25 protein-coding genes are annotated in these 25,428 nt (G+C 46.0%); 6 read left to right on the plus strand and 19 right to left on the minus strand.

Annotated features, from left to right (window positions below; genetic code table 11):
• Positions 1-79 precede the first annotated feature (79 nt).
• The 5 genes from ACWQAU_RS04000 to ACWQAU_RS04020 all read right to left on the minus strand — a co-directional run bounded on the left by ACWQAU_RS04000 (position 80) and on the right by ACWQAU_RS04020 (position 5,442).
• Positions 80-607 carry a GNAT family N-acetyltransferase gene (locus ACWQAU_RS04000; RefSeq protein ID WP_027821457.1) on the minus strand — a complete coding sequence of 176 codons (528 nt, stop codon included), beginning with the start codon at positions 605-607 and terminating at the stop codon, positions 80-82.
• Positions 608-705: 98 nt separating this feature from the next.
• Positions 706-2,604 (minus strand): CDP-glycerol glycerophosphotransferase family protein, encoded by a 1,899-nt coding sequence (locus ACWQAU_RS04005; RefSeq protein WP_027821456.1) that lies wholly within the window; start codon positions 2,602-2,604, stop codon positions 706-708.
• Positions 2,605-3,726, minus strand: a complete 1,122-nt coding sequence (locus tag ACWQAU_RS04010; RefSeq protein WP_011101562.1) for a CDP-glycerol glycerophosphotransferase family protein — start codon at positions 3,724-3,726, stop codon at positions 2,605-2,607.
• Entirely contained in the window at positions 3,714-4,739 is a 1,026-nt protein-coding gene (locus ACWQAU_RS04015) for a ribitol-5-phosphate dehydrogenase (protein WP_003645041.1), read from the minus strand. The genes ACWQAU_RS04010 and ACWQAU_RS04015 overlap by 13 nt, the downstream gene beginning before the upstream one ends.
• 1 nt (position 4,740) lies before the next feature.
• Positions 4,741-5,442, minus strand: a complete 702-nt coding sequence (locus ACWQAU_RS04020; RefSeq protein WP_003645042.1) for an IspD/TarI family cytidylyltransferase — start codon at positions 5,440-5,442, stop codon at positions 4,741-4,743.
• Between the two features lie 280 nt (positions 5,443-5,722).
• Here ACWQAU_RS04020 and ACWQAU_RS04025 point away from each other — a divergent pair, with 280 nt between their 5' ends.
• The 3 genes from ACWQAU_RS04025 (at position 5,723) to ACWQAU_RS04035 (ending at position 9,156) form a co-directional block, all read left to right on the plus strand.
• Positions 5,723-7,072 (plus strand): hypothetical protein, encoded by a 1,350-nt coding sequence (locus ACWQAU_RS04025; RefSeq protein ID WP_079111794.1) that lies wholly within the window; start codon positions 5,723-5,725, stop codon positions 7,070-7,072.
• Positions 7,073-7,098: 26 nt separating this feature from the next.
• The gene (locus tag ACWQAU_RS04030) at positions 7,099-8,691 is read left to right on the plus strand and encodes an L-lactate permease (protein ID WP_079111793.1); all 1,593 of its coding nucleotides are present in this window, start codon (positions 7,099-7,101) and stop codon (positions 8,689-8,691) included.
• Positions 8,692-8,805: 114 nt separating this feature from the next.
• On the plus strand, positions 8,806-9,156 hold the full coding sequence (locus tag ACWQAU_RS04035) for a hypothetical protein (RefSeq protein ID WP_027821454.1): 351 nt from the start codon (positions 8,806-8,808) through the stop codon (positions 9,154-9,156).
• 150 nt (positions 9,157-9,306) lie between these two features.
• Here ACWQAU_RS04035 and ACWQAU_RS04040 read toward each other — a convergent pair whose 3' ends face one another.
• Positions 9,307-10,191, minus strand: coding sequence for a hypothetical protein (locus tag ACWQAU_RS04040; protein WP_027821453.1), 885 nt, complete (start codon positions 10,189-10,191; stop codon positions 9,307-9,309).
• 192 nt (positions 10,192-10,383) lie between these two features.
• Positions 10,384-11,724, minus strand: a complete 1,341-nt coding sequence (locus ACWQAU_RS04045) for an amino acid permease (protein ID WP_027821452.1) — start codon at positions 11,722-11,724, stop codon at positions 10,384-10,386.
• Between the two features lie 224 nt (positions 11,725-11,948).
• Here ACWQAU_RS04045 and ACWQAU_RS04050 point away from each other — a divergent pair, with 224 nt between their 5' ends.
• The gene (locus ACWQAU_RS04050; RefSeq protein WP_027821451.1) at positions 11,949-12,806 is read left to right on the plus strand and encodes a DUF368 domain-containing protein; all 858 of its coding nucleotides are present in this window, start codon (positions 11,949-11,951) and stop codon (positions 12,804-12,806) included.
• 135 nt (positions 12,807-12,941) lie between these two features.
• Here the strand turns inward: ACWQAU_RS04050 and ACWQAU_RS04055 are convergent, their stop codons facing one another.
• The 3 genes from ACWQAU_RS04055 to ACWQAU_RS04065 all read right to left on the minus strand — a co-directional run bounded on the left by ACWQAU_RS04055 (position 12,942) and on the right by ACWQAU_RS04065 (position 14,579).
• A complete protein-coding gene (locus ACWQAU_RS04055) occupies positions 12,942-13,679 on the minus strand; it encodes a DUF1003 domain-containing protein (RefSeq protein ID WP_079111792.1) in 738 nt (245 codons plus the stop codon).
• A 231-nt stretch (positions 13,680-13,910) separates the two neighbouring features.
• Positions 13,911-14,219 carry a DUF960 domain-containing protein gene (locus ACWQAU_RS04060; protein WP_003640531.1) on the minus strand — a complete coding sequence of 103 codons (309 nt, stop codon included), beginning with the start codon at positions 14,217-14,219 and terminating at the stop codon, positions 13,911-13,913.
• 27 nt (positions 14,220-14,246) lie between these two features.
• On the minus strand, positions 14,247-14,579 hold the full coding sequence (locus ACWQAU_RS04065) for a hypothetical protein (protein WP_003644404.1): 333 nt from the start codon (positions 14,577-14,579) through the stop codon (positions 14,247-14,249).
• 337 nt (positions 14,580-14,916) lie between these two features.
• Between ACWQAU_RS04065 and ACWQAU_RS04070 the strand changes: the two genes are divergently transcribed.
• Positions 14,917-16,104 (plus strand): MFS transporter, encoded by a 1,188-nt coding sequence (locus ACWQAU_RS04070; RefSeq protein WP_027821450.1) that lies wholly within the window; start codon positions 14,917-14,919, stop codon positions 16,102-16,104.
• A gap of 202 nt (positions 16,105-16,306) precedes the next feature.
• Here the strand turns inward: ACWQAU_RS04070 and ACWQAU_RS04075 are convergent, their stop codons facing one another.
• From ACWQAU_RS04075 to ACWQAU_RS04105, 7 genes are all read right to left on the minus strand, one after another.
• Positions 16,307-17,095: a DUF4931 domain-containing protein gene (locus ACWQAU_RS04075; RefSeq protein WP_013355536.1), complete on the minus strand. Its 789-nt coding sequence runs from the start codon at positions 17,093-17,095 to the stop codon at positions 16,307-16,309.
• Positions 17,096-17,176: 81 nt separating this feature from the next.
• Positions 17,177-17,467, minus strand: coding sequence for an RNA-binding protein (locus tag ACWQAU_RS04080; protein WP_013355535.1), 291 nt, complete (start codon positions 17,465-17,467; stop codon positions 17,177-17,179).
• Positions 17,468-17,557: 90 nt separating this feature from the next.
• Positions 17,558-18,298 carry a hypothetical protein gene (locus tag ACWQAU_RS04085; protein WP_027821449.1) on the minus strand — a complete coding sequence of 247 codons (741 nt, stop codon included), beginning with the start codon at positions 18,296-18,298 and terminating at the stop codon, positions 17,558-17,560.
• Between the two features lie 115 nt (positions 18,299-18,413).
• A complete protein-coding gene (locus ACWQAU_RS04090) occupies positions 18,414-19,151 on the minus strand; it encodes a DUF975 family protein (protein ID WP_003640525.1) in 738 nt (245 codons plus the stop codon).
• A gap of 114 nt (positions 19,152-19,265) precedes the next feature.
• Positions 19,266-19,700 carry a GNAT family N-acetyltransferase gene (locus ACWQAU_RS04095; protein ID WP_003644400.1) on the minus strand — a complete coding sequence of 145 codons (435 nt, stop codon included), beginning with the start codon at positions 19,698-19,700 and terminating at the stop codon, positions 19,266-19,268.
• Position 19,701: 1 nt separating this feature from the next.
• Positions 19,702-20,571 (minus strand): DegV family protein, encoded by an 870-nt coding sequence (locus ACWQAU_RS04100; RefSeq protein WP_011101553.1) that lies wholly within the window; start codon positions 20,569-20,571, stop codon positions 19,702-19,704.
• A gap of 84 nt (positions 20,572-20,655) precedes the next feature.
• A complete protein-coding gene (locus tag ACWQAU_RS04105; RefSeq protein ID WP_003640522.1) occupies positions 20,656-21,078 on the minus strand; it encodes a MarR family winged helix-turn-helix transcriptional regulator in 423 nt (140 codons plus the stop codon).
• 484 nt (positions 21,079-21,562) lie between these two features.
• On the opposite strand from ACWQAU_RS04105, the gene ACWQAU_RS04110 reads away from it, so the two are divergent.
• Positions 21,563-23,269 (plus strand): NFACT RNA binding domain-containing protein, encoded by a 1,707-nt coding sequence (locus ACWQAU_RS04110; RefSeq protein ID WP_027821448.1) that lies wholly within the window; start codon positions 21,563-21,565, stop codon positions 23,267-23,269.
• 117 nt (positions 23,270-23,386) lie between these two features.
• On the opposite strand, the gene ACWQAU_RS04115 is transcribed toward ACWQAU_RS04110, so the two are convergent.
• Both ACWQAU_RS04115 and ACWQAU_RS04120 read right to left on the minus strand, forming a co-directional pair.
• Positions 23,387-24,148 (minus strand): ABC transporter permease, encoded by a 762-nt coding sequence (locus tag ACWQAU_RS04115; RefSeq protein WP_021356845.1) that lies wholly within the window; start codon positions 24,146-24,148, stop codon positions 23,387-23,389.
• A 12-nt stretch (positions 24,149-24,160) separates the two neighbouring features.
• Positions 24,161-25,060 (minus strand): ABC transporter ATP-binding protein, encoded by a 900-nt coding sequence (locus ACWQAU_RS04120; protein ID WP_015825576.1) that lies wholly within the window; start codon positions 25,058-25,060, stop codon positions 24,161-24,163.
• Between the last annotated feature and the right edge of the window lie 368 nt (positions 25,061-25,428).

Genomic DNA, 25,428 nt, shown 5'->3' on the forward strand with positions numbered 1-25,428 from the left:
TTTGTAATCTGCTGGTCGCCACAGACAGCGACTAATTCTAAACTTGTAAAAGCAGTTCACTCAAAAGCATTTACTGCCCTTAGTCTTGGGTCAGTGACTTGATCATGAGCAAATCGGTTTGGCGATCGTCCCCCATCACAAAATCGTGAGCACTGAATTGTTCAAAGCCCCACTTCGCATAGAAGCCCTTCGCGGGTTCGTTATGCTCCCAAACACCAAGCCAGATCTTCTGCTTATGATCAGCTTTAGCAATTTGAATCGCTTGTTGCATAAATTGATTACCGAGCCCTTGGTGTTGGAAAGCTTTTCGGATATAGATTCGTTCGACTTCTAAAGTGTCTGGACCCATTGCTTCTGATTGTGCCGCACCGGTGTTTAATTTCAAGTATCCTAATGATTCACCGGCTCGTTCAACAAAATAAAATTGTGATTCGGGTTCCGCTAATTCATGGGTTAACTTGGGCAAGTTATATGCATCTTGTAAGTATGCGGCCATATTTTCAGAGGTGTTTTGTGCACCAAACGTGTCCTTAAAGGTTTCAATACTGATTTGTTGTAGTTTGTTCACGTCAGCAGTGGTGAGCCGCCGTGTCGTAATTTGTGACATGATCAATTCCTCCTATAGTTTCCTAGCAAAAACAGTCGGTCACACAATCAACGCTGTAAATGCGCTAATGATGTGACTGACTGCTTTATCTTAACATATTATTTAGCCTTTTTACCCCAATCAGGGATAATCTTACCATCTTCACTAATGGCGAGACCGTCGTTATTTTCTAACTCAGCTGCGTTCGGATCCTCGAAGTTATTTTCAAGCGCATCCACGAAACGAGCTGTCGACTTACCATCTAGATCATCAAAGAAGAAGTTCACAAAGCCGTCCAATTTAGCTTGGTCAACTTGTGGATGTTGCAACTGGTTGATCAACTCACCCGTGTTTTCCGCTAAACTACCAGGAATAAAATCAAAGTAGTTGAAGTAAAAGCTCCGGGATTGCATGTAATCCGCTAAGTCTGGCGCAAAGAAAATCATTGGCCGGTTCAGTAGTGCGTATTCGAAACAAACTGATGAGTAGTCAGTGATTAATTGGTCAGCAACGAGTAATAAATCGTTGATCTCACGATAATCAGAAACATCGTAATAGAAGTCCGAATATTCATATGGTAACGTTGGTTTGTTTTGCACAAACGGATGAATCTTCAGTAAAAAGACGTAATCTTCGTGTAACGCTTCGTAGATTGCTCTAAAATTCAACATTTCAAAGGGATAGTATGCTGATTGCTGACCATTGCCACGAAATGTTGGGGCAAAGAGAATGACTTTTTTGCCCTTGATGAATGGCAAATCTTGCGCGAGCCGTTCCCGGATTGCCTGTTTCTTGGGCTCATCGAAAAAGATATCCGTCCGCGGAATTCCTAGCGGCTGAATCTTATCCGGCGCAATTCCAAATCCTTCCGCGTATTTATCCGCGATGTTATGCGAAGAAACCAAGGCTTTGGTGTAATTGCGATGATTTAACGATTGAACCTTAGGACCACCAGGCATCCCCAACCGGCTGTAACCAAATGTTTTAAAGGCACCGACCGCATGCCATACCTGAATCAAATCCGCATTTTCCCGGATATGCAATGGGTAAACTAGTGGGTAAAAGTCATCTAAAATCACATAGCGACTAGTAGCCAACGCTTTAGCCAACGTTCGAACCTCTTTCCAGGATTTTTTGGTTTTAATACTTGGCTTCAAATAGAATGAAATCTTAAAATCAGTATTGCGACGTTTTAATTCCTGGTAGATAAACTCGAAATTACCGGAGATTGTCACCCGACTATCGGAAACAAATGAAATTTGTTTCTTATGAATCGGTTGAAGGCAGTACCACCGATACCAGAGTTTTAGCGCCCGGCGTTTAATGGCACGCATCGCTACACTATCTAACCCGACATCTTCAGTAAACTCATTTTCAAGCGGGTTGACATCACTCAGTTTATATGAAGTGACCTTTAAGGCTTGGGCGGCTAAATTATACCGAAAAATTAGACTGTATGACTTATTGCTTTTCGCTGAATAGCTTGTCATTTTAGTCGTATAATTTAAGTCTTGCTGTGTTTCCACCACTTGACCAATGGAGGTTCGTCTGATAATCCAACCATTACCTAGATACTGTTTTAATTGTATCTTGATTTCATAAGTGCCTGGCGTTAGCGGTTTACCCTCACTGAGTGTCGAAAAGTTGATGTCACCATGATACCCGGCATATGGAAAATCAGCGTTTTGACCACGAACGTTGATCAACGGAATTTCTAATTCTTCATTCGTCTTGCTAGTCAAAATTAAGCTTTTAATAATTCGTTCAGTATCTTGTTCGGGATACTTTTCAAACCACGCCATTCCCTCAATCACTAAGTAAGAACTGTTGAATTCCAGCTTAGTCACTTGACGTTTGATCAATGATTCGGCATCTTTCTCAATTCGCAATGTATTTAGAAAATCAACGTCTTCCTTGGTCGTTTGTGCGTCCTCAACCAGTTCACGATTACGAGTATATTGCGGTTGATTCCGTCCGTATACGATGCGACGCGCGATTCGTTTTAGTCGTTGTATCATCTAATGTTCTCCCCCTGCTAATTTTTCAACAAATTGAACGACCCGTTCGGTATTATGCCCATCTTGATGTGGAAATGTCTTTTGCTTTAATTCATGTACATAAGATAGATCCATATGATCAACTTCCTGATTAATAAAATCGACAACTCGCGCCGCTTTGCTGAAGTGCGGTGCTTGCAAATATTGATAGTAATCGACATAGAATCCGGATGTTTGCATATAATCATCATAATCAGGCGTATACAGAATGATTGGTCGTTCAAAATAACTAAACGTCAATGATAATGACGAATAATCGGTTATAAATAAATCAATCGTTGGCATCAGCGTCTTAACCCGCTCAGCATCTTGGAAGATATGCACGTTGGATGGTAGCGTCATCGCTGACAGTTTTAAGTACGGATGCAGCGAAATGTACAGTTCCCATGGACCGGTCAGCTGCTGACAGGCCGCAATCATGTTGTTGACATATCCCATGACTTGCTGCTTACCCTGGACACCTTGCCGATAAGTCGGTGAGTATAGAATACGACGGGCGGCGAGCCGCGGTTGTTGTGGTTGTCGATTAAGCAACGAGTCGACCATTGGCGATCCAGTGGCAATGACGTGATCTTGATTGATAGCCATGGCATCTAGATAAGCAGGCTGATCAGACTTTGCATTGATCAAGACCCAATCATAATTTGTGTGCGGCTTCATGACGCTCTGATCAGCATTCGGTAAGCTGAGGCCAAACTTTTTCAATGAACCAATGGCATGCCATAATTGTACCACTTGATTATCATCATGTTTGTGAATTGCGTAAAGTGGAAAAAAGTAATCATCGATCACAAAGACGTCAGCCCTGGCAATCACGTATAGCGCTTTAATGGAGGCGAGCAAGAAGCCCACTTTTCCAGCCAGGGTGCGGTCATAATGATAGCAAAACACAGTAACCGGTTTAACGTTGGCAGTTTTTAGGCCCTGCTCAAGAGCTGCCAAATTGTCGTTTAATTGACCGCTGCGCATCGTGGCAAGTGTGATCCGTCCCTTCTTCGGGCCAAACACTTTATAAAAAAATTGATAGAATAAATTAAAGCTCGTGTGTAGTAACACGAGCTTTACCGTCTTTAGACGTCCCATTCCATCACCTCCTTGCCCCAATAATTAGTAAGTGCACTATCAAAGAAGTTGGTAATGTCTTGAATGGAACTCACTTTTTGAACGTAGCCAACTAAATTTTGCAACCGTTCGCGAGTGACTGGACTGGAGGATAAAATATCAACGGCACGTTTAAAATCTTCACGGCTGCTGCGACTGACGCCTCGTAACGTCAATCCTTCTGCAAGGACAGACCGGGTATCGATACCGACTGGGTTTTCAGAGACTCCCATTAGAATGGCAGTTCCCATCGGTTGAATATGCTGGATAATTTGTTGAATCGCTGCTTCACTGCCCTGGCCGCCGGTACATTCTAAGGCCTGACTGACCTTGACATCGGCTGGAATGTCATCGACCAGGTAAGTTTTGTCTGCAAATGAGAAATAATCTAACTTGGATTGATGCCGACCGAATACCAGCAACTGACTGTCTGGAAAAATTTGCTTAACCAGAGTCGCTGTAATATAGCCCAAGTTACCATCGCCCCAAATACCGATAACCCGTTGGTCCTCATCCATGGTACTTTCAAGCTTGGTTAATGCTTGAACGCCGACCGAGACCATCTCAATGAATGCGGCCATGTGTGGATCGAAGTCGCTTGGCACGGTGATTGCGCGGTCGCGTCGTAAACAAACATATTCTTGCATAAAGCCGTCGTAGCCGCTTGAACGGAATCTTGAAGAAGGTAAATAATTTTCCTGAATGATTGAATCCTTCTTAACGGGCGTATTAGGCACCATTGCGACGAGCGTCCCAGGCTTATACTCATTTCGAGGATCATAAACGACCTCACCCACGGCCTCATGGATCAGCGCCATTGGTAGCTTAGCACGTAATGCGGCTTGGGAGCGTTGGCCAAAGAAATAGCGCGTGTCAGCATGGCAGATCGATAAGAACTTTGGCCGCACGATCAAATCATCGGCGTCTACCTCTTCGGCGACCGTTTCAACTTCAAATTGACGGGGACTTACTAAGCGATAAACTTGATTTAACATCTTATGACCTCTTTTCTACTAATGCTGATGCAACGCGTAAGTCAAACGGCGTTGTGATTTTAAAATTGTAATTTTCACCACGTACTAAACTAACCTTTTGACCAGCCAGCGAGCAGATTTTGCATGAATCAGACAGTGATGCCTTTTGTTCGGAGCTGAGTGCGTTATATGAGTCGATCAATGTTTTGATGTGAAAACTTTGAGGGGTTTGACCCTGATACATTTCGGAACGAACCGGAATATCGGTCACCTGATCATTAGCACCGCGGACGATTGTATCGATTGCTGGGACGACAGTATCGACTGCTTTATTTTCTAAAACGGCGACGATATTGTCGTTAATGATACGTTGTGTGATGAACGGCCGAACTGCGTCATGGGTAACAACAACATCATCGTCTTGAATCCCGTAATGATCTTGGATATAGTTGATTCCACTCATTAGTGTTTCGTTACGGTCGGCCCCACCAACGACAACGTGAACGCGCTCATCGGTGATGTACTTTTTAATGATATCTTCAGTATGGCTGACCCAATCGGCTGGACAGACAACCAAAATGGCATCAAAGCGACTTTCAAGTGTAAATTTTTCGATGGTATGGATTAAGATTGGTTTGTCGGCAAGCAGCAAGAATTGCTTTGGCATCGGAACATTGCCCATACGAGTTCCTTTACCGCCGGCTAATATTTGTGCATAAATCATATCTACATGACCCCATTCATTATTTAAATTATGTGGATAATGATAAATAAGAATTTTATGTTTTTTGTGAATAAATATGAAAGAAGTGTGACGTTCCTGGTAAGAATTGTTTTTTTATTTATTTGGTTAAAGTAAGATTATACGATTGGCTTAAATATATCTACGTATCCCGGCGCTCAATTTACAGGTAAAAGTGCCTAAACATACCTTTTAACACCATTTATGTGCATTAATTGGTATACTAGGCCTAGAAAAACTAACGAAATGGTTGTGATTATCTTTGACTCGTCTACGAAACTCTGGGTTGGACTTCTCTGTCGCGACGCTTAACTTCTTGGCTAACGTCGGTATTGTCCTGCCCTACGTTCTAATTCTCTTTAAGTATCAGCAGACCCACAACGCGAATTACTTAGCTGCGATCGTGGTCTTCTACGTGGCCCGGGCGGCGAGCGTCTTTGGGACTAAACACCTAAACCTCAAGGCTAGTAGTTATTTGCTCATTTGCCTCTGGCTGGGTGCGCTTGGTAGCTTGTTGTTCAGTTTGACGGCTAACATCGTGGCCGTGCTGGCTGGGGCCCTATTCTTAGGATATACATCCGCCAACATCTGGCCCTATTACTTGACGTTCAAGTTACACTTGTCCGCGCAGACGGATTTTAAGTTAAAGAAAATTTACTGGTTAATTTTCTTAGTTCTCGGCATTCTCTTTGTGCTAGATTTTGCGCTGAACTGGGGTTACCGGCTTGCCTTTATCCTACTGGCGCTACTATTTATCATTGCGTTGCCTGCTGGCCGTTTGTTGAGTCAGTTTTCGCTCGCATTTTACGATCAACACGAAATGGCCCAAGTACGTCCCATCAAGCCGTGGCGCGTTGTGGTCTTTATCGTCTTCTTTGCTGCGATTGGTTTACTGACGTTACTTCGTAAGGCGAGCCTACAAATCGCACTACCGGCCGTATTAGGAATTATCGTCGTGGCCATTGTTCTACTAAATCTAGAACTAGCTGCTGATTGGCAATCCATGCCGGCTAACAAACTACGGATCGTTGATCGGGGCTTTTTACTGAGTTTTGTCCTACTGTTTAATAGTTTCTTCGGTGTCTTTGTCTTTGGCAAAATGGGGATGTACCTGGTCTTCGCCATCTATTTGTTGGGCTTTGAGACCGGCCGGCCACTATATTTATTATTGGGACGGCATGACTTACATCGTGCCACCACGATTGCGCGCGGTGGCTTGATTGTCGGCCATTTGTTAGTTGCCACGGCCCAACCCGTTTTATACGTTGCCGGTTTGCTCCTGATCTCGTTGTACGTCGGTTTTGAAAACCCAGCCATTAATACTAGCGTTTATGCCACTGAGGTTGATGATCCAGATCTCGCAATTATTCATAAATATCGCTTTTCCACTTATGGGGGCCTGCTTTGTCAACTGTGTTTCTTCGGCCTCTTAGTAATTGTTAGCAGTTTTCGACAATTAAACTTGCTCAATTTCTTCAATCCAGCTTCAACCGCTTTGAAGAACACTTATCTAGTAGGGATGGTTTGGCCCTTAACGGCGATTTCTCTGATTGTTACGCTGGTCACGCTCTACGGTCAGTATTATTTCAAACGAGCACAGTCAAACGACTAGGCACCATCTAAGGAGGCTTTACGACCATGATTTTTATTGCAAGTGCTGCAATCATCCTGCCACTGATTCTTCTCGGGGGCCTGAATTTATCCGCGACCCGTGGAATGACCATTAGCGCTCTGGTGGTGATTATTACCGGCTACTTTTTCTGGCAGATTAGTCCAACGGTCCTCACCGCCTCAATTTTGCAGGCGATTCATAAAGCCCTCCCCATCTTATGGATCTTATTTGGCGCCTTACTCATGCTCAACTGTTTGCGTGCCACTGGTGCAATCGACCGGATTAACCAGGGCTTTCAAAGTTTGTCTGCTGACATGCGGCTACAAACCGTTTTGGTAGCCTTCCTATTTGGGGGCTTGATTGAAGGTGTCTCGGGCTTCGGGACCCCAGCGATGGTCACTGCACCATTACTAATTGCACTCGGCTTTTCACCCATGGCGGCCGTTATCTTGGCCTTAGTGGCTGACTCGACCCCCGTAGCGTTCGGCGCCGTTGGAACACCATTGACCGTGGGACTGAGTAATGTGACCGAAAAAGCATCCGTCTTGAACTTGATTGGCCTGCGCATCACGCAACTCGATTTATTCGTTGGTGCGCTAATGCCAGCGGTGCTCATTTTAATTCTCATCATGTGGTTTGGCCCTAAGGCACACCGCTTGAAAAGCTGGCTTTCCGTCTTACCTTGGGCGTTAGTGATCGGTTTCGTTTACAGTCTACTGGCACTCCTCAGTGCTTGGCTAGTGGGTTATGAATTTGTTTCAATCATCGCACCGCTGGGAACGCTGGTTATTGCCATCATCACGATCCGATTGCACTGGTTGTTACCAAAGTCGAGCCAGTTGACGCCATGGCGGACGAACGGGATGGCAGACCAGACGCCTGCGCCTAGTCCGATGAACCTGATGACCGCTTGGTTTCCTTACCTGTTGGTCGTTGTGCTATTACTCGCTAGCCGGGTCGTGACACCAATCAAACAGGTTTTGACCCGTTATGCTAACTTATCGTGGTCCCACATTCTAGGTTATAGTCAAATCAACTCTGATTGGGAACTCCTCTATTCGCCAGGGACAATCTTGGCGGTAGCGGCCATCATTGGGTTACTAGTACAAGCCCGTTCATTAAAGCCCTTACTACCAACTGCCCATTCGGTCATCCGTTCGATGGGCAACACCGCAATTGCCCTCGGTGTTACCCTGATCATGGTTCAAGTCTTCACTAATTCTGGCTTGAATCAGGCCAACCTACCCAGCATGCCAATGTATATCGCCAAGTTTATCGCGACCTATCTAGCTGGTGTTTGGGTCATCATGGCACCATTTCTTGGCCAATTAGGGGCGTTCGTAACTGGTAGTACCACGGTCTCGACGCTGACTTTTGCACAAATTCAAGCTGATATTGCGGCCAATGCGAGTTTGAAGCCCACGATTATCTTGGCAGCCCAGCTCGTCGGTGCGGCAGCCGGCAACATGGTCTGTGTCCATAATATCGTTGCTGTCAGCTCAGTCGTTGGCCTGAGTGGTCAAGAAGGCGCCATCTTACGTAAAACACTACTACCAGGTCTGGGTTACGCCCTGTTAATTGGCGTTGCCGGGTGGCTACTATTACGTCTCTTAGCTTAACTGAATGCGTATAAAGGCACTAATCACCTTAACTGCGGCTGATTAGTGCCTTTATTTCATGAATGGATTAGACTAAAATAGGGTTATAATTTTCAACGCAAAGGAGGCGCTGACATGCAAGTGCGCTTAGTGCCGAACTTACAACTCGGTGAACGGATTATTGGTCCGACCCCCGACCCCGAGGCCAATCGCGCGCTTTATCAACGCTATGCGAAGCGATTACAGGCGCGGCTAGGTATCGGCTTTCAAGTCTACCTAGATATGAGTGACGGTTATGATTTACTGCATGCGCGTGATTACGACACCGATACTTGTTGGGTGGTTGCAGCGGCTGTTTACCAAGCATTAACTGATTCTGCCGTGATCACCCACCACCGTATCATCTCGCTGAGTGACCAAGCACTTATCTTAAAAGCGACGCAGCCCATCGAACAACAACTGCACCAATCTCCGACTGATCAATAGTCGCGATTCACCAGCTGGCAGTCGAATGAGATGAAAATAACGCCTAACCAACAAAAGTAGCAGTGTACTAGCCATCTCTGGCTGATTACGCTGCTACTTTTGTTTGTCAGCTCACTGCTTAATTTAACGAGCGTAGAAACTAGTTATTGATTATTGCATACTGGCAGCCATTTTGATAGCCGTTGCCATCTCTTGAGCCTTGACTTGATAAACCACTTTACCAGCTTGCCATTGGATAACTTGGTCTAAAGGTCCAGAGCCTGACGAAATCGCGTCAAAAGTGATGGCGCCGACCGACTGTGGTGCTGGTAAGTAGACCTGCTCGAAAGTAGCGACGGCCTGTTTAGCTAACGCGACGCCCGCATCTTCGTGCATCATGTTCGCATGCACGGTCAACGACCAGCGGCCCTCATTCCACATGATATATCGTTGACCAGCACCCGCGTCGATATGCGCGGTGATTTGATGACCAAGATCGACGGTTGGCAGCCCTGCTGTGGATTTATTATCACGATAACCCACCTGCTGGGCCGCGGCATTAGTTGTCGCATAGGTCGTCTTAGTGACAGTCGCATAAGCCGTTTCATCCGCCACGGCTGCCGCGTTGAATGGCTGGGCCTGCTGACCCACACTATAATGGATGGTGTAATTGGCCGCGTCACCTGAATAGCGCATGTTCAACTTCGAACTGCCACTAGTTAACCCATCGACTTGTGGAACGAGTGCCTGCTTTCCCAACGTCTTAGTCAATTGTTGATTCAAAGCTGCCAGCCGGTTCGTAGCCGTGGGCTGGGTGACCGACTTGTTAGCGGCGCTGGCGGCCCGCTCACGCGCTGTTTTAGACGAGCGCGTGGCTGCGGTTTGAGACCGACTACTAGTACTACTGGTAGCCTTAGCCTTCTTTTGGGTGCTGCTAACCGTTGCCTTGGCACTCGTGGTCGTCTGACTAGTTGATTTGGAATCCTGGTGTGTTGGTGATGAACAGCCGACCAACAAGACGGCAAGTGGTAATACGAGCAAGTTGCGATAATTCATACTGTTCCCCTCCCCAATAATCATGTCACGGCTGATACGTGGTCGTCAGCAACGTCCATGATGTTTGACTTAATTATAGAATAGAATGCACTATTAGGGGGGATTATTGCACCTTACAAAAATCGCCGGCCATTAGCTGGTAAACTAATTGGGTTTACCAAGACTGATGACCGGTGATTACAATTATCGTTTTTAAACGGTGCGATGCATACTTCGTTCGATGACTAATAAAATGACGAACCAAGCGACTGAACCGATGACTGCCCAACGGTTGACTTTATCAAAGCACAAGACGACCGTCACCGCGATAAAGAAGGCCAAGGTCGCGATGTTGGAAACAGGGAACAGTGGCAGTTTAAACGGATTATGCGTACTGTCAGTGGTTCGTTTGTAAACGTAATGGCACACCAACAAGGCACACCAAACAATGATGAAGTTGGTCGTTGCCACGTTAGAGATCAACGTGAAGACGGTACTTGGAATCACGTAATTCAACGCCACGATCACCAGTAAGATCAATGATGAGAATAACAATGAGCGGGCGGGAACGTTGTAACGATTGACCTTTCCCATCCATTTCGGCGCGTTGTCACCGTGCGCAAGTGTAAATAGTGTTCGACTCGTACTGAAGATGGCACTATTACAAGCCGAGAGCGCCGCGGTCAGAACCACGAAGTTGATAATGCTGGCCGCGGCTTTGATCCCAACGTCGCTGAAAACTTGCACAAAGGGTGACTGACTGGTCGTGATCTGATCCCAAGGATAAATTGCCATGATCACGAATAAAGCGCCCACGTAGAAGAATGAGATTCGAATGGGTAAGCTATTGATGGCCCGTGGTAATTCTTTTTCTGGGTTTTCCGCTTCCCCAGCTGTAATTCCGACCATTTCGATGCCCGTAAACGCAAAGATAACGAGCGAAAACGACATCAAGAAGCCCTGGACGCCTGTTGGGAAGAAGCCCCCGTGACTGACCAAATTTGTCACCGAGACCGTTTGCCCACCGACATGGGCCGATGAACCAATCAAGATAGCCCCCGTCACGATCAAAGCAATGATAGCCACCACTTTAATCATCGAAAACCAATATTCTAGTTCGCCAAACGCACTGACGGAGAGCATATTGAATACTAATAAAATCAAAATAATTATTAAGGGTGTCACCCACTGCGGGATCCACGGAAACCAGTAACGAATGTAGATACCACTAGCAGTCAAGTCAGCCATAGCTAAACTGATCCAGCAGAGCCAATAGGTCCACCCAATGGCAAACTCGAAACGTTTACCTAAATATCGATTAATGAATTCTAGAAACGAATGTAAACGCGTATCCGACAATAATAGCTCGCCCAGTGCTCGCATCATCAAGTAACAGAAGAAACCGCCAATGGCATAAGCCAACAAGATCGACGGCCCCGCCTGTTTGATCGCTGAACCGGAGCCTAAAAAGAGCCCGGTTCCAATCGCGCCACCAAGCGCAATCATCTGCACGTGACGGCGTTTTAGTTTACGGGCAAGTTGCTGATTTTCCATATGACCTCAACTTTCCTTTAATCCAATTTGATAATAATTTTCATAAAAATACAGATTTTTTCACGTCCATTCATTTTATGATAAAATAATCCGCCGTGCAACTTTTGCCACCGAAGGAAACCGTAAAAAACGGGTTTTAATTGCCATGCAGGATTTTTTCTGGTATCTTTAATTACTTTGATTATTACTGGAATACCAGTCATTAGAGCTAAAGGAGTTTACTTATGCCAACTAAAACAACTGATACTTTCTGGAAACGATTCTTCAAGGGCGTCGTCATCGCCCTCGGCTTTATTTTACCGGGCGTCTCAGGTGGGGTTCTCGCCGCCATTCTCGGCATTTACGAGCGACTGTTGGGCCTTATGGCCCACTTCCGTCGTAACTTTAAACGGGACTTCTGGTACTTTGTCCCCGTCGGATTAGGAGGCATCGTCGGGATTGCCCTGCTTTCCGCCCCGCTGGAATACTTACTCGCACACGCTCAGGTGATCGTTCTCTGGGGGTTCGCAGGGGCCATCATCGGGACCTTACCAGCCCTGATGAAAACTGCGACTAGTCGGGCACCACGTGACTGGCTCGACGGAGTTTGGTTCTTCGGGACCTTCATTATTAGTGCCGGCCTACTTTACTTTATGAGTGAGCTGTTTGGGACCTTGCCCGCTAACTTTGGTGGTTTCATCGTTGCGGGAGCGCTGATTGCCTTGGGCGTCTTAGTGCCGGGACTGAGTCCTTCCAACTTGCTACTTATTTTAGGCCTTTTCACACCCATGCTGACGGGCTTTAAAAGACTAGATATCGTAGGCGTCTACTTACCGATCGCCATCGGTGGCATCCTGGCGATGGCGTTGTTCTCGAAGTTGATGGATCACCTATTAGTGAAGTTTCATTCCCGAGTCTACCATTTCATATTAGGTATTGTTCTGGCTAGTACCATGCTGATATTGATTCCGAATCCATATGCGGCTGAGAGTATCTCATATGCGCATGCCACACTCAGTACCTACCTATTCAGCGCCATAGCTCTTGCTGTGGGAATCGCGCTGGGGTACTGGATGAGTGCTTTAGAAAGTAAATATAAATAGTGCCACTGACCGTTGGCAATCTTGACGAGTGCCGTTGAATGCCGTTGTGCGGTCACGGTTAACCAAAAAACTGAGCGTCGGAATGTGAAAATTCCAGGCGCTCAGTTTTTTTGGTTAACTACTCAATCAGCCACCTTAACTTTGATTGCGACGTCGCCGCGGTTGCAATCGTCGTAATTCATTGACTTGTGCTTGAATCTCACCTAACATTTGTGTTTGCATTTTCTGGATTTCAAGCATGTTTGGTTCATCTTGTTGAATTAAATGATCGACTTTCGAGTGCAGGACCCGAATCTCCTCTTCAGACATCGAGTTCACTTTAAAATCATTGGCCGCTTGTAGCCGATCATACTCAGCTGCCCGATTCTGACTCATCATGATCAATGGTGCCTGGATTGCTGCGACCATGCTTAAAAATAAATTTAATAAAATAAAGGGATAAGGGTCAAAATGATGGCTAAAAATTGGTAAGACGTTGAGCAACATCCACACGAGCATCACCACGACAAACGAAATGATAAACGCCCAGCTCCCCCCGAACCGTGCGACCCCATCCGCGACCCGTTGACCAAATGTCAATGAACTTTCCAGCTCGCTATTAACATCGACGACCCGATACGTGTGGTTAGCGAGAATCTTAGATAATTGCGCATTGACCTTATCATTTTGTTGATAATCGTTCTCGATCATCGCATCCATCTTTGCTAAGCGATAATGTACGAAATGCTCACTACAAATGAAACTGCTATTATGGGCCTGCGGAAAATCTTTTAAAATCATTTGCCGCAAACTAGTTTCCAATTCTTCTAATCGCATACCGTCCACAACTTGGTAACGTTGTTGATCGACAATGCACACTGCTGTTTTCGCCATTAGACACACACCTTTCTCTGATCCCGGTGTGAGAATTACGTGAACAACGCGGCCTCCTTGATTAGCAACCGGAACCTGACATCGCAAAACCACACCTCACACCATCTATTTAATTATACAAATTTAAGGCGCATCTGCCCAGTTAAAGACCACCAATCAAAAAGCGATTATTATTCGCCGACCTGAAGTGACGAGTTTCCTCGTATTCAGCTCATTGAATAATCGCTGCGTTCAGACGGAGAGTTCGTCCATCAACATCATGGTCTGATACTGACCATCGTCTAAGACTGCCACCGTCTCGGGAAACTCCCGTTGGTAATTGACTGGTAAATCGAATTCCATGATGGCATCGTGCTGCGCATCAAAGGCCACGGTGACTTGCCCATTACGTGCGATCAGGGCAAATTGCAGGACCCGTGGCAGGCGAACGACTCCCTTTAGATTTTGATCAATAATATCCCAAATGCCATCAATCACCGCGCTCGGTAGCTTGGCGGCTAACCCTAGCGTTGCAAACCGTTCTTCATCTTGATCAAACATGCTAATCACCTCATTACTCAATTCGGCTTAGTTATCACGAACAATCACTGCGACCTCTTTTTCAATCCGGATAAATAAGCCTTGTGAATCCTGTCGAAAATCATTTTCTAACGTGGCAGACAGCGGTTTAATGCGGCCAACGACGGTGCCAGTTGTCCCATAGAGTTCGATAGTCTGACCATCTGCAGCCCACTTAACTGTCCAGTAACTACCTTCTAAGGCCTCATCGACGAAGTACTGAGTTCCCGCCAGCACAGCTTCATTAATCACGCTACTTTCATCCGCAGTCATTCCCGCGTCTAATTCCCACTTAAGTTTTTGATTAACTTCCAACATGTCTCCTGGAATCAAATTTTGCATGATTATTCCTCCACTTTTGTTCATTTACTTAACATCATACCACAATCACAACTAATATCAGGCATTCAAACTTATCGGTATCAGTTGTCAGTCAGAAATTGATATGGTATTGTTATGATAAGAAAATGAGATTATTAGAAAGTGGTGAATGACGTGTTGGCTAAATTTTTAGCTTGGATTAACCTTAAGCGCACAATTTTTGCAGTTATGGTTATGTCAGGGGCGCAGTCTGCGCTTTTTCCAAGTTGAATGACCACTAGCCATTGCGAAGTCACGAGCAGCTGACGACAATGGGTCGTCTTTTTTTGTCCGCTCGTGGCCGCTAAAGGAGTCCAATATGTTATCACCACTTACCCGTCGTAACCTAACCCTCAGTTATGGTTATGCGGCCTGTGCTTTTTTTGGTATCAACACCCTCTGGGTGATCTTTTTACAGCAACAAGGCCTATCACTCGTTGAGATAGGGCTATGCGAAAGTGTTTTTCATCTGACTAGTTTTCTCTCAGAAGTTCCCTCCGGCATTATCGCCGACCGCTTTGGTTATCGGCCTGTCCTGATCATTAGCCGCCTGATGGCTATCGGACACGCCCTCATCATGTTGACGGCTCACAGTCTCGGCTGGTTTCTCCTAGCATTCATCCTACAAGCCTGGGCGTATAATCTCCAGTCTGGTACGATTGAAGCGGCACAATATGACAATCTCGTCAATACTCAGGCCACGCAACATTATCCACGCGTCACGACGATTCTCAACACGACAATCGAAGTGGCCGATACGTTGGGTGTCGTGTTGGCTGGCTGGTTAATGCCCCAGCATCTTTCAGTGACGTACTGGGTCTATTTAGCGGCAGCGCTCATTGCCATTCTGGCAATCAGTGGACTGCGCGTTCCCCAGCGCCAGTTGACCAAGACTCATTCAGCACAACCGTCGTTACGAACGATCCTTCGTGCTGCCGCGCATCTGTTAGTGACTCAACGTCGTTTACGGCTTTTAATGATCTTTGACGCGCTCTTTTCGGCACTCGGAACAACTTATTACTATTACTTTCAAACAGTGATGACTGCTCAGCACTTTAGTGGGAGACTAATCACGACGATCCTCATTGCGAGTATGGCCCTCAATATTGTGGCGATCCAACTGACACCTTGGCTACAGCGACATCAAACCCAACATCAGTTACTTTACGGGCTCTGCCTAAGCATGATTATGGCCCTACTTAGCGCATTTAGTCACGCCATCGGTCTACTGGTCCTCATCTATTTAGTCATCAATAGTTTGATGGCACTGATTGAGCCACTGTTTTCCAACTACTACAATCAGCTGATTCCAAACGGGCAACGGGCAACCCTACTGAGCGTTGCCAGCATGGTCTTTAGTTTAGCGATGATCAGCGCTTTTCCTCTGATTGGCTGGTTAATTCAACGGGTGGGGTTTGCCGTTACTTTCGGTAGCTGTGGCCTGCTGACATTGATCGCCTTGCTGAGTCTTTACGGCTATGCCCGGCGAAGGGCCGTCCAGCATTGAAAACCATAACTAATCACTGACATTACTGCTGAGAGATGTTCCCCCACGACTTGACCGGTTGCTTTTGACCACCCCGCAACCAGATACTAATCGCAATTGCGTCACCATTAATCATACACGTGAACGGTAAAGTGAAGGCCCCCGAGAATCGAAAGGATTCCTGGGGGCCTTTTCCGTCGTTTGGGGCTGTTCGGCCTATTAGCTAGTTTGAGTGAGCCAGATTCGATCGTTCAAAATGTTGCCGAATTTCCTCAGCGATGGCGCGCATTCGCTTTGGCGTATCTGCTTGTGCCAGCCGATAGCCGATATAGTATGGTGAGACATTAAATAGTGGGACCACTTTGGCAACAATCTGGTCATCCCGCGGATAGAAAAATAGGTTATAACTATCACACTGCCCATGAAAATACGTATTTAGCGTATACTGGACGACCTGTTGCACAGCATCGGCTAACGGTGCAATCGCGGTAGCTGGAGCAGCAACGTTGATTTCGACAAATCCCATGATAGGCCGATCAGAAACAGTCACTTGGACCTGATCGACCGCCAACACTGAATACCCAGTCAAATTGGCTGCTGTCACGTTAGCGTAACCATCGGCGGCCATTAAACCAACGATTTGCATGTGTGGATGCCGTAAACTTCCACCCGAGTGTGGGCCAAAATTTTTATAGCACAACACCGATTTGAACCGACCACTCGCAATTGTGGCTTGCCAGTGCTTCAGAGCAAACGCGAAGACAGCGCGGTTTTGTGCGGATGAGTAAGTAGCAATATCGCCATCATGGCGGGCCGCCTCGATCACGATCGTTTGCCAGGTAGCTTGCAAGGTTGGAAATTTATTCAATAGCCAGATACGATCTGCATCTTGCGCGATAATATCAGTCAACTGGCCCGGATCGCAAAAAGGACAGGCATTGTGCGGGTGCCGGATATTTTCTGGCTTATCCTTCGCAATGGCCGTATCAAAGATTAGTGGCTGGATTGGCAAGGTTCCTCAACTTCTTTCATAAAATAAGAAAACGGGTCCGACACACTAATCAGGTGCCGACCCGTTTGCCGCTTATACGCATTAGTTCATTGGTTCTGGTGTATCAGCGCCCGGACCAAATTGGACATCCGCCATCGTGATCCAAACAACAAATTCCGTTGATGCTAACCGCCAGTACTGCGGGTCCGACGCCGCCGGTAGTGATTGTTCAAAGAGCGCAATAGCCAACGCGTTAGCCGCATTGTCCGCAGCAACTTGGACACTCGCCCCAAAGGTCTGGGCGGCCGGAACGTCTGGAAAACGGACATCCCAGTAGGTGCCTTCATCACGAAAAATGGCTGGATACTTAACTTCCACATAATTGTGATTCAATTTCATCACTCACTTCTTACAATCATTTTAAGGCTATTATACCGAAAACGGTCGCAAAAGCCCAGCTCAAACATCATGATTGCCGTAAAATTAATCAGCTTTTGACACATGGTACGAGCCATTACTATCCGTCGTGACCTTATAGTTCCCACTGATTGAGTTTTCACCATAGTCCTTCGCGTCATTTAAATTATCGTATGTCGAGCCGGCATGACTACTACTGCTACTCTTTTCAGTACTAGTTGACGCCGTTTCACTCTTTGATGAGCTGCTGGCTGTTGAAGTACTGTGAGAGGTGGCGCTACTTGTGGTCGTTTGATGACTGGTCGTCGTGCTATGCGAACTAGCCGTTGTATTGCCAGCCGTCGTATTAGTGGCAGTTGAACTGCTATAATCACCAGTAGTTGTTGTCTCGCCAGCACTAGTGTCCGTGTCCGCATCCGTGCTTGCAGCCGTTGTTTCACTGGTACTCTCACTACTTGAGCTTGAATGCTTCTTCTTTTTCTTCGATGAGCTAGATGATTTCTTCGAAGATGATTTTTTGCGCGCCTTGCTGCTACTTGAGGAACTCGTGGTTTCGACTAAGTCTTGGTTGCTAGCTGCTTTGACAAAGTAAACGACTGTTCCACCGAGCGCAATCACGATTAAAGCCAATAGCCATAACGAAACGTGATGTTTTTTTTGCGGTGACTTAGGTGCTTGCGGTTTCTTTGGATCGTTCGGTTCCTTAGGTGCATGGGATCCCTGTGAACTCGCCTTACGTCCCCGCTTGCCACCCGTAGCCTCTCGCGCTTTTAAGCGTGACATGCGCGTCTGTTTTTGTTCAGGCATTAACTATCGCACTTCCTTTCTTGCTTCCGCCAGTTTACCATATTTTGGCGGGCTTGTCTTAATGCTTAATAAAAGAAACAATATTATTTGTGTCGATTTTTAATATCGACGTTCATTAATTAATTGCTTGTAAATTATCATAATAGTTGGCAAGTACACCATAAATATATGGTACCAACCATAACTGGCCGATTCCAGCCGTTAAGATACTGAGAAGTTCCCAGCCCAAAAAGCTTAAATGCAACACGAATAACTGCCACTTGTGCCCGTGCATCAACTGACGGCTACGGGTGACCGCATCACGATAGCGTGGCCGTGCTTGACCAGCAGGTGTTGCAGCTAACAAGTCCTTATACGCATAAAAAGTCTGTGAATAAGCGTACGCCTTAATAATACCCGGAACCACCAATAGCAGGCTCCATAGGAAGATAAGCACAGTTTTATAAATAATCAGACCGACCAGTGCCCACCCATAACGTTTCGTGAACCCGACCGTTGAGTCACTGACCGGATGGATCTGGCGTTCTGGTTGTCGGACCCAGTCCAACATCGCATAACTCGTCCCAATCCGAAAGATTTGAACGACCAGCCAGACACCAACTTGAACCAGTAAAAACCCAGCTATTACAGCTAAAATCAACGATATATCAGAACCAGTCAGGGTCCCCAACTGCTTAAAAGCCGTGTCGTCAGTCGTGGAACTGCCCGACGACACGCGATCTGAATAATTGGCCATCACCCCGAAAATCGTTAATAAGCTAATAATAATACATAATAAGATGGCATCTTTCCAACGCCCCTTAAAGAGTTGCTTAATTTCGGTTTTAAGTTCGGCCCTCGTTTTTTGAATCATTGCGCCACTCCTCCACTACTTGTTTAATTTAGTCCATTTTCCGTTTTTTGTCCCCGTTAGTCAACGGCAAAACCCTAAAAAAGCGCTGGCAAAATGCCAACGCTACGAGTTGAATCATAATAATTGCTTATGCATAATCACAACGGGGGCCCCATCTTCATCATACGGGCCGGCCGTAACTCGATAACCACACAGTTCGTAAAAGCGCTGGGCAGTGAGTTCACCATGAATCTCGCCATGAGTAAAACCACGTTGCGTGGCCCACTCCTCAGCCGCTGTCAATAATTGACGACCCCAACCATGACCGCGATAGGCCTTCCGAGTGCAGACTCGACCAAATCGCATCACGTGGTCAGCTTGTGGTTCTAAACGTAACGTTGTAATTGGTAAATCAGGCTGTAAATATAGAACAGCGTATTCACGCTGATCAGTATCCTTGACGTCAAATTCAACGTCAGCACTGATTCCACGCTCTTCAACAAATACAGCCTGACGTAACGCGTAGGCCGCTGCCCGATTGGCTGGTGATGCTGAAAAAATAATTTTCATTTTAGTAGGCCTTATCAATGTCCTTCAACCAGGCTAACGCTAATGACTTGTCACCTAAATGGGCCCCAATCACTGGACCAAAGTACGTGATATCGATCGGCATGTCTGGATAAATTTGTTGTAACTTTTGTTTCCAATCTTCAGCGGCAGCCAAATTATTCCCCTGAACGATAATTGCTCGCAGCGGATAGTCGACTTTTGACTGTGCTTCAGCAAAGAGGTGCTCAACTCGCGCTAAAGCTTTCTTAGTTGAACGAACTTTCTCAAAGGCGACGATTTCATGGCTCTGATCATCAAAAGTCAACAGTGGCTTGATCCGTAACACGCTTCCAATGAAGGCTGACGCATTCGATAACCGACCACCCCGGACCAGATTTTGCAAATCATCCACGATAAAGTATTCGCCCATCGAGGCCCGCAGATCATCTAGGCGTGCCAGGATTTCTTCAACACTGTGACCAGCTTTAGCCATCCGCGCGGCTTCAATTGCCAAATAGCCCATCAGACGGACCGTGATCTGGGAGTCATACGGATAAAGTTTGATATTATCGACCATATCTCGCATGTTCATCAAGCTATTATAAAAACCGGAAATCGTGCTAGCAAGATGAATACTGATGACCGCATCATAACCTTGTTCACCCAAGCGGTTATAGAATGCCACCATTTCCCCCACGGGTGGTTGGGACGTACTTGGGAACGACTTAAATGATTTCATATTTGCGTAAAAGTCGGCCGTTTTAATGTCGACACCTTCTTGATACACTTTTCCATCTATAATAACCGGAATCGGCACGACATGAATATCGTTGTCCGCGACCTCTTGCGGTGTCAAATAGCTCGTGCTGTCAGTAACAACAGCAATCTTCATGACTTACACCTACTTCTCATTTAAATAATAACAAATATCATAGCATAAAACTAAGTTATACTCTACCTTCGACCGTTTGGAAAGTCATGGCTCAAGAATTCGGCTAACTGACTTGTTTAACCGATTGAGCAGAATCCGGAGAAGGTTTTGTTCATCTTGTGGCCATTTGTCAAAAACTTCTGCTTCAAACTGTTGATAATCCGCATTAATCTTGGTCAATGCCGCTGTTCCTGCCGGCGTGACCGTGTAAACAAGTTGGCGGCGGTCACGACCAATCGCTTCCTTACTCAAACGTTCTTTTTTGACTAGGCTAGCCAGTTGCCGACTTAATGTAGATGTATCAAGCTGCATGGCTGTCGCCAATTTTTCTTGCGTATTGGCCCCCGCTGCCAACTGGATCAGCAGTTGCCATTCCGCAACGGTGATTCCTTGGGCCTTAGTAATTTTTTTCAACATGGCAGTTTGCAACTTAGCGGTTTCCGCTAAGGCCGTTAAACTTGACTTCATGACAGTTCATTCCTCTCAACAATAATTCACATCGGTCCATTGTGACTTAATTTACCCCGCCTGATGATTAAAAACGTCCCAATTTTTAGAATCAAAAAGACTCAACTGAGCTTTGCTGACGCAAGCACGTTTCAGCGTAAACTGGCTGATCCAGTGCGATTCCATCGTAATTAGCACGCTTTAACCATCACTTATGCGAATAGCAGCACACACAATGAATACATTTGTATTATACAATATAGAGTGCGTAATTACGACTACTTTTTATTTAAAATACCGTTAAAGTAGTTTTTGCATATAACATTTTTAGATTCAAAGCGGTCATCCGCTAATTGCTTGTTTGACAACTAGCAGCGTCAGCGCCTAACTTTATGCGTCAACGCGGGGCGCTAACTTGTTTTTAACCGTTCAAAAACGGTATACTAGTACCCGGTTAACTGTATTTTTACAGTGATAACGAATATCTTAGAAAGCGAGTGATCACATGTCCTTTGATGGTTTATTTACCCATGCCATGGTCACCGAATTACGCCAAACACTAGTTGGCGGTCGTATTTCAAAAATTAATCAGCCATACCAAAACGAGTTGATTCTGACCATTCGTGCCAACCGGAAGAATCACCCAGTTCTACTATCGGCTGACCCGACGTACCCGCGGATTCAGACAACACAAATCCCTTACGTTAATCCGGCCGTGCCGACGAACTTCGCAATGATGATGCGTAAATATTTACAAGGTGCCATCGTGACCGATGTGTCGCAGGTCGCCAACGACCGGGTTGTGCACCTGACCGTGACGACCCGTAACGAACTCGGTGATGCCGAGACATTGACGTTGATTATCGAAATCATGGCGCGACATAGTAACGTGATTCTAGTTGATAATCAGACTGGTAAGATCATTGACGTCATCAAGCATGTCGGTGCCGATCAGAATCGCTACCGACTACTTCTACCAGGCGCGACCTACATCGAGCCCCCCAAGCAAGACAAACAAGACCCATTTACACCGAATACTGATTTTCACACCTTAGTCACGGATTACCCCAACGAAGACGTGTTGGCAAAACAATTGCAGCAGCATTATCAGGGATTCGGCCGTGATAGCGCGCAACAGTTAGCTGCCGATTTACATCAGCCTGGCAATCTTGATCACCATTATCAAGCCTTTTTGGCACAGTTTGATCAGCCTCAGTCGACGTTGATCACCTTACCAAATCATAAGACCATGTTTGCCGCGGGACCGTTTGACCATTTTGGCAAAGCCACGCGCCAGTTCGACTCATTGAGCAGTCTGCTTGATTTTTATTATGCAGATGCGGCCCAACGGGAACGAGTTCAACAACAAGCCGGCAATCTGATTCGGGTGGTCAAAAATAACCTGAAGAAGAATCGTAATAAGCTCAAAAAGTTGGAAAAAACCTTAGCTAACACCAAGCAGGCCGATGAGCTGCGGTTAAAAGGTGAAATCTTAACGACCTATCTACATGAAGTCAAACGTGGGATGACTGAGATCACTTTACCAGACTATTATCACGATAACGCGCCGTTAAAGATTCAACTATCTAATCAGCTCTCGCCTTCCCGGAACGCGCAGAAGTATTTTTCACGTTATCAGAAGCAAAAAAATGCCGTTGGCTTCGTTGGTGAGCAGATCAGCTTGACCCAAGCTGAAATTGATTATCTGGACAATATCCAGACCCAAATCGAGCTTGCTAGTCCCGCTGACATCACCGAAATTCGTGAAGAATTGACGCAACAAGGCTACTTAAAGCAACACAAGACTAAGAAAAAGCAACGCAGTTCACGTAAACCGAGTCAACCCCAGGAATTTACTGCGAGTGACGGGACGCCGATCTTTGTCGGTAAAAACAACCGGCAAAACGATCAGTTAACATTGAAAACGGCCCGTAAGAGTGACTATTGGCTGCATACACAAAAAATCCCAGGCTCACACGTCATCATTCATTCAGATGATCCTAGTGACCAAACGCTCACAGAAGCCGCGAATCTCGCCGCATACTTCTCAAAAGCCCGCGATTCAGCAACCGTTCCGGTCGATTACGTCCAAGTTCGCCGAATTCGCAAGCCCAATGGCGCCAAACCTGGCTTTGTGATCTATGAAGGTCAGAAAACATTGTACGTTTCTCCCAATGCTGAGCTTGTTGAACAACTGACACCGCACGCGTAAACTGGTTTTAAGAGTACGCAGTGATCAATCATTAACCAACAAAATCGCGCGTCCAAGATAAAATTTCTGGACGCGCGATTTTTAGTACTTACTGGCAGTGCTTCAAACGGTAACGGTTCAAACTTCCCGCCGCCGAAAGAATAGCAGGCCTAACACTAAGAATAAAATAATGTATGCAAGATTGCCCCAAAACAACTGGACATCCGTGAGCTTGGTAATTTTACTCAGCGTCGGTAATCCCAACTGGGCTGAAAAGTTGAACATGTTGAGTGGGTTCCATTTGAGCCACGTATACTTCCGAATGAGTGCGATCATGGGAATATTAACCATTCCCAGAACAAAGTATCCGATGATTCCGACCGCGACTGCCGCACCAGAACTCTTGAAAAGAGCAGCAATTAGCAGCACTAGACTTAGCAGTAACCACGTATTGAGAAATTCACCACCAACGCCCGCCAACCAATCATGCCAAAACTTGGCCCGCGTAAAGATCGCAAATTTATCATTTACTAAGCAGACTTTAAGTAAGATGGCAAACAGACTGCTACCGACATACAACAATAGACTGTAGGTTAACAGCACGAGCCACTTACTAACCAAAACGAGTGGTCGTGAATAACGCTGCGTTAACACGTGCTTGATCGTCCCAAATTGAAATTCCATCGTGATCATCGTGGCCGCCGCTGCTACCATAAAGAAGACGATGAACTGCTGCGCTTCAAAATTAGCGGCAAACATGGTTTTGGCGGGAAAAATCGTCGGCTTGATCCGCGCCAAAATCGCAAAGATCAGCGCTACGGTAGCCAATATCAGTCCACACCAAATCGTAGACTTCTTCTTAAATAGTTTTGTGAGTTCTTGTCGATATAACGTCATCATCAGTACCACTCCCTAGGCGCTGGTTGTCGCCAGTAATTTTAAAATCGTACTTTCCAAATCAGCCGCCTCATGCCGAACATCCCTGACCGTCAGTCCGTGACTAGTCAGAACATGAAGCACATCTGCCACCTGATGGTCCGGTGCTAAGTGGACTTTCACAACCGTGTCGGCAACTACTTGATAGCCGGCCGCCACCAAAACCGCTTTCGCCTGACCGTCATGATCAGTTTTCACAATGACAAAATGATCGGTCGTCGTTAACAGTGCTGTCATCGTTGTTTTCTCAATAATTTTACCGTGATCGATAATGACTAAATCGTCTGCTAGCTTTTGCAATTCACTGAGAATGTGACTAGAAATCAAAAACGTGACGCCCGCCTGTTTTTGCTTCAAGATAAAATCGCGTAACTCCTTAGTACCTTGTGGATCCAAACCATTCATCGGTTCGTCCAAAATCACTAGTTGCGGCTGATTCAAAAAGGCCAGGGCGACACCAAGCTTTTGTTTCATCCCCAATGAATAATGACGCGCTTTTTGATGGATATAGTCGGTCATGTTTAGTGCGGACACCACCGCCGCCAATCGCGCTTGGGCATCGGGCCCGTCCGCAAACAAACGCAAGTTGTCCCAACCGCTCATATACGGATAAAGACTCGGATACTCGATTAGTGACCCCACCGTCGCCAAGATGGGATGATGATCGAATTGCATCGATTCACCTGCGATTTGAATCTCACCATCCGTGCTAAGTAGCCCTAAAATTGCTTTCATAATTGTCGTTTTTCCAGCGCCATTCGCGCCCACCAGGCCCACGATCCGTCCCTGGGTGCATTCAAAACTAACGTCACGCAAAACTGGCTGGTGGCCGTAACTTTTATTCAGATGTTTAACGGTTAAAATTGCATCGGCCATTTAAATCCCCTCTCTTTCAAGATGGCAAACGTTCTCATAAGCTGTCGACACGTTGCGTCCCTCCTTAAACGATAAGTAACCCTGCCTAGGAAAGATCACCATTCAGACGTTACTGAATTATAGCTCGCTATTCATTTAAATGTTGGTTTTCTCGGGCGCACACCAGTATTTTGGTACTTTTAACCCCCACCACGCGAAACGACGATTAACTAACCAATCAACGTCGTCATTTTTGTCACATTAGGACTAAGCCACACGCCCGCTTAAACGCATTAGTTGTGCGCATGAATCAAAAATAGGTGAACACTAGATCAGCCACATTGCCAACCTAGTGTTCACCTATTTTTCGCTTTTGAAATGAAATTTTT

The organism is Lactiplantibacillus sp. 3062 (assembly GCF_055413545.1).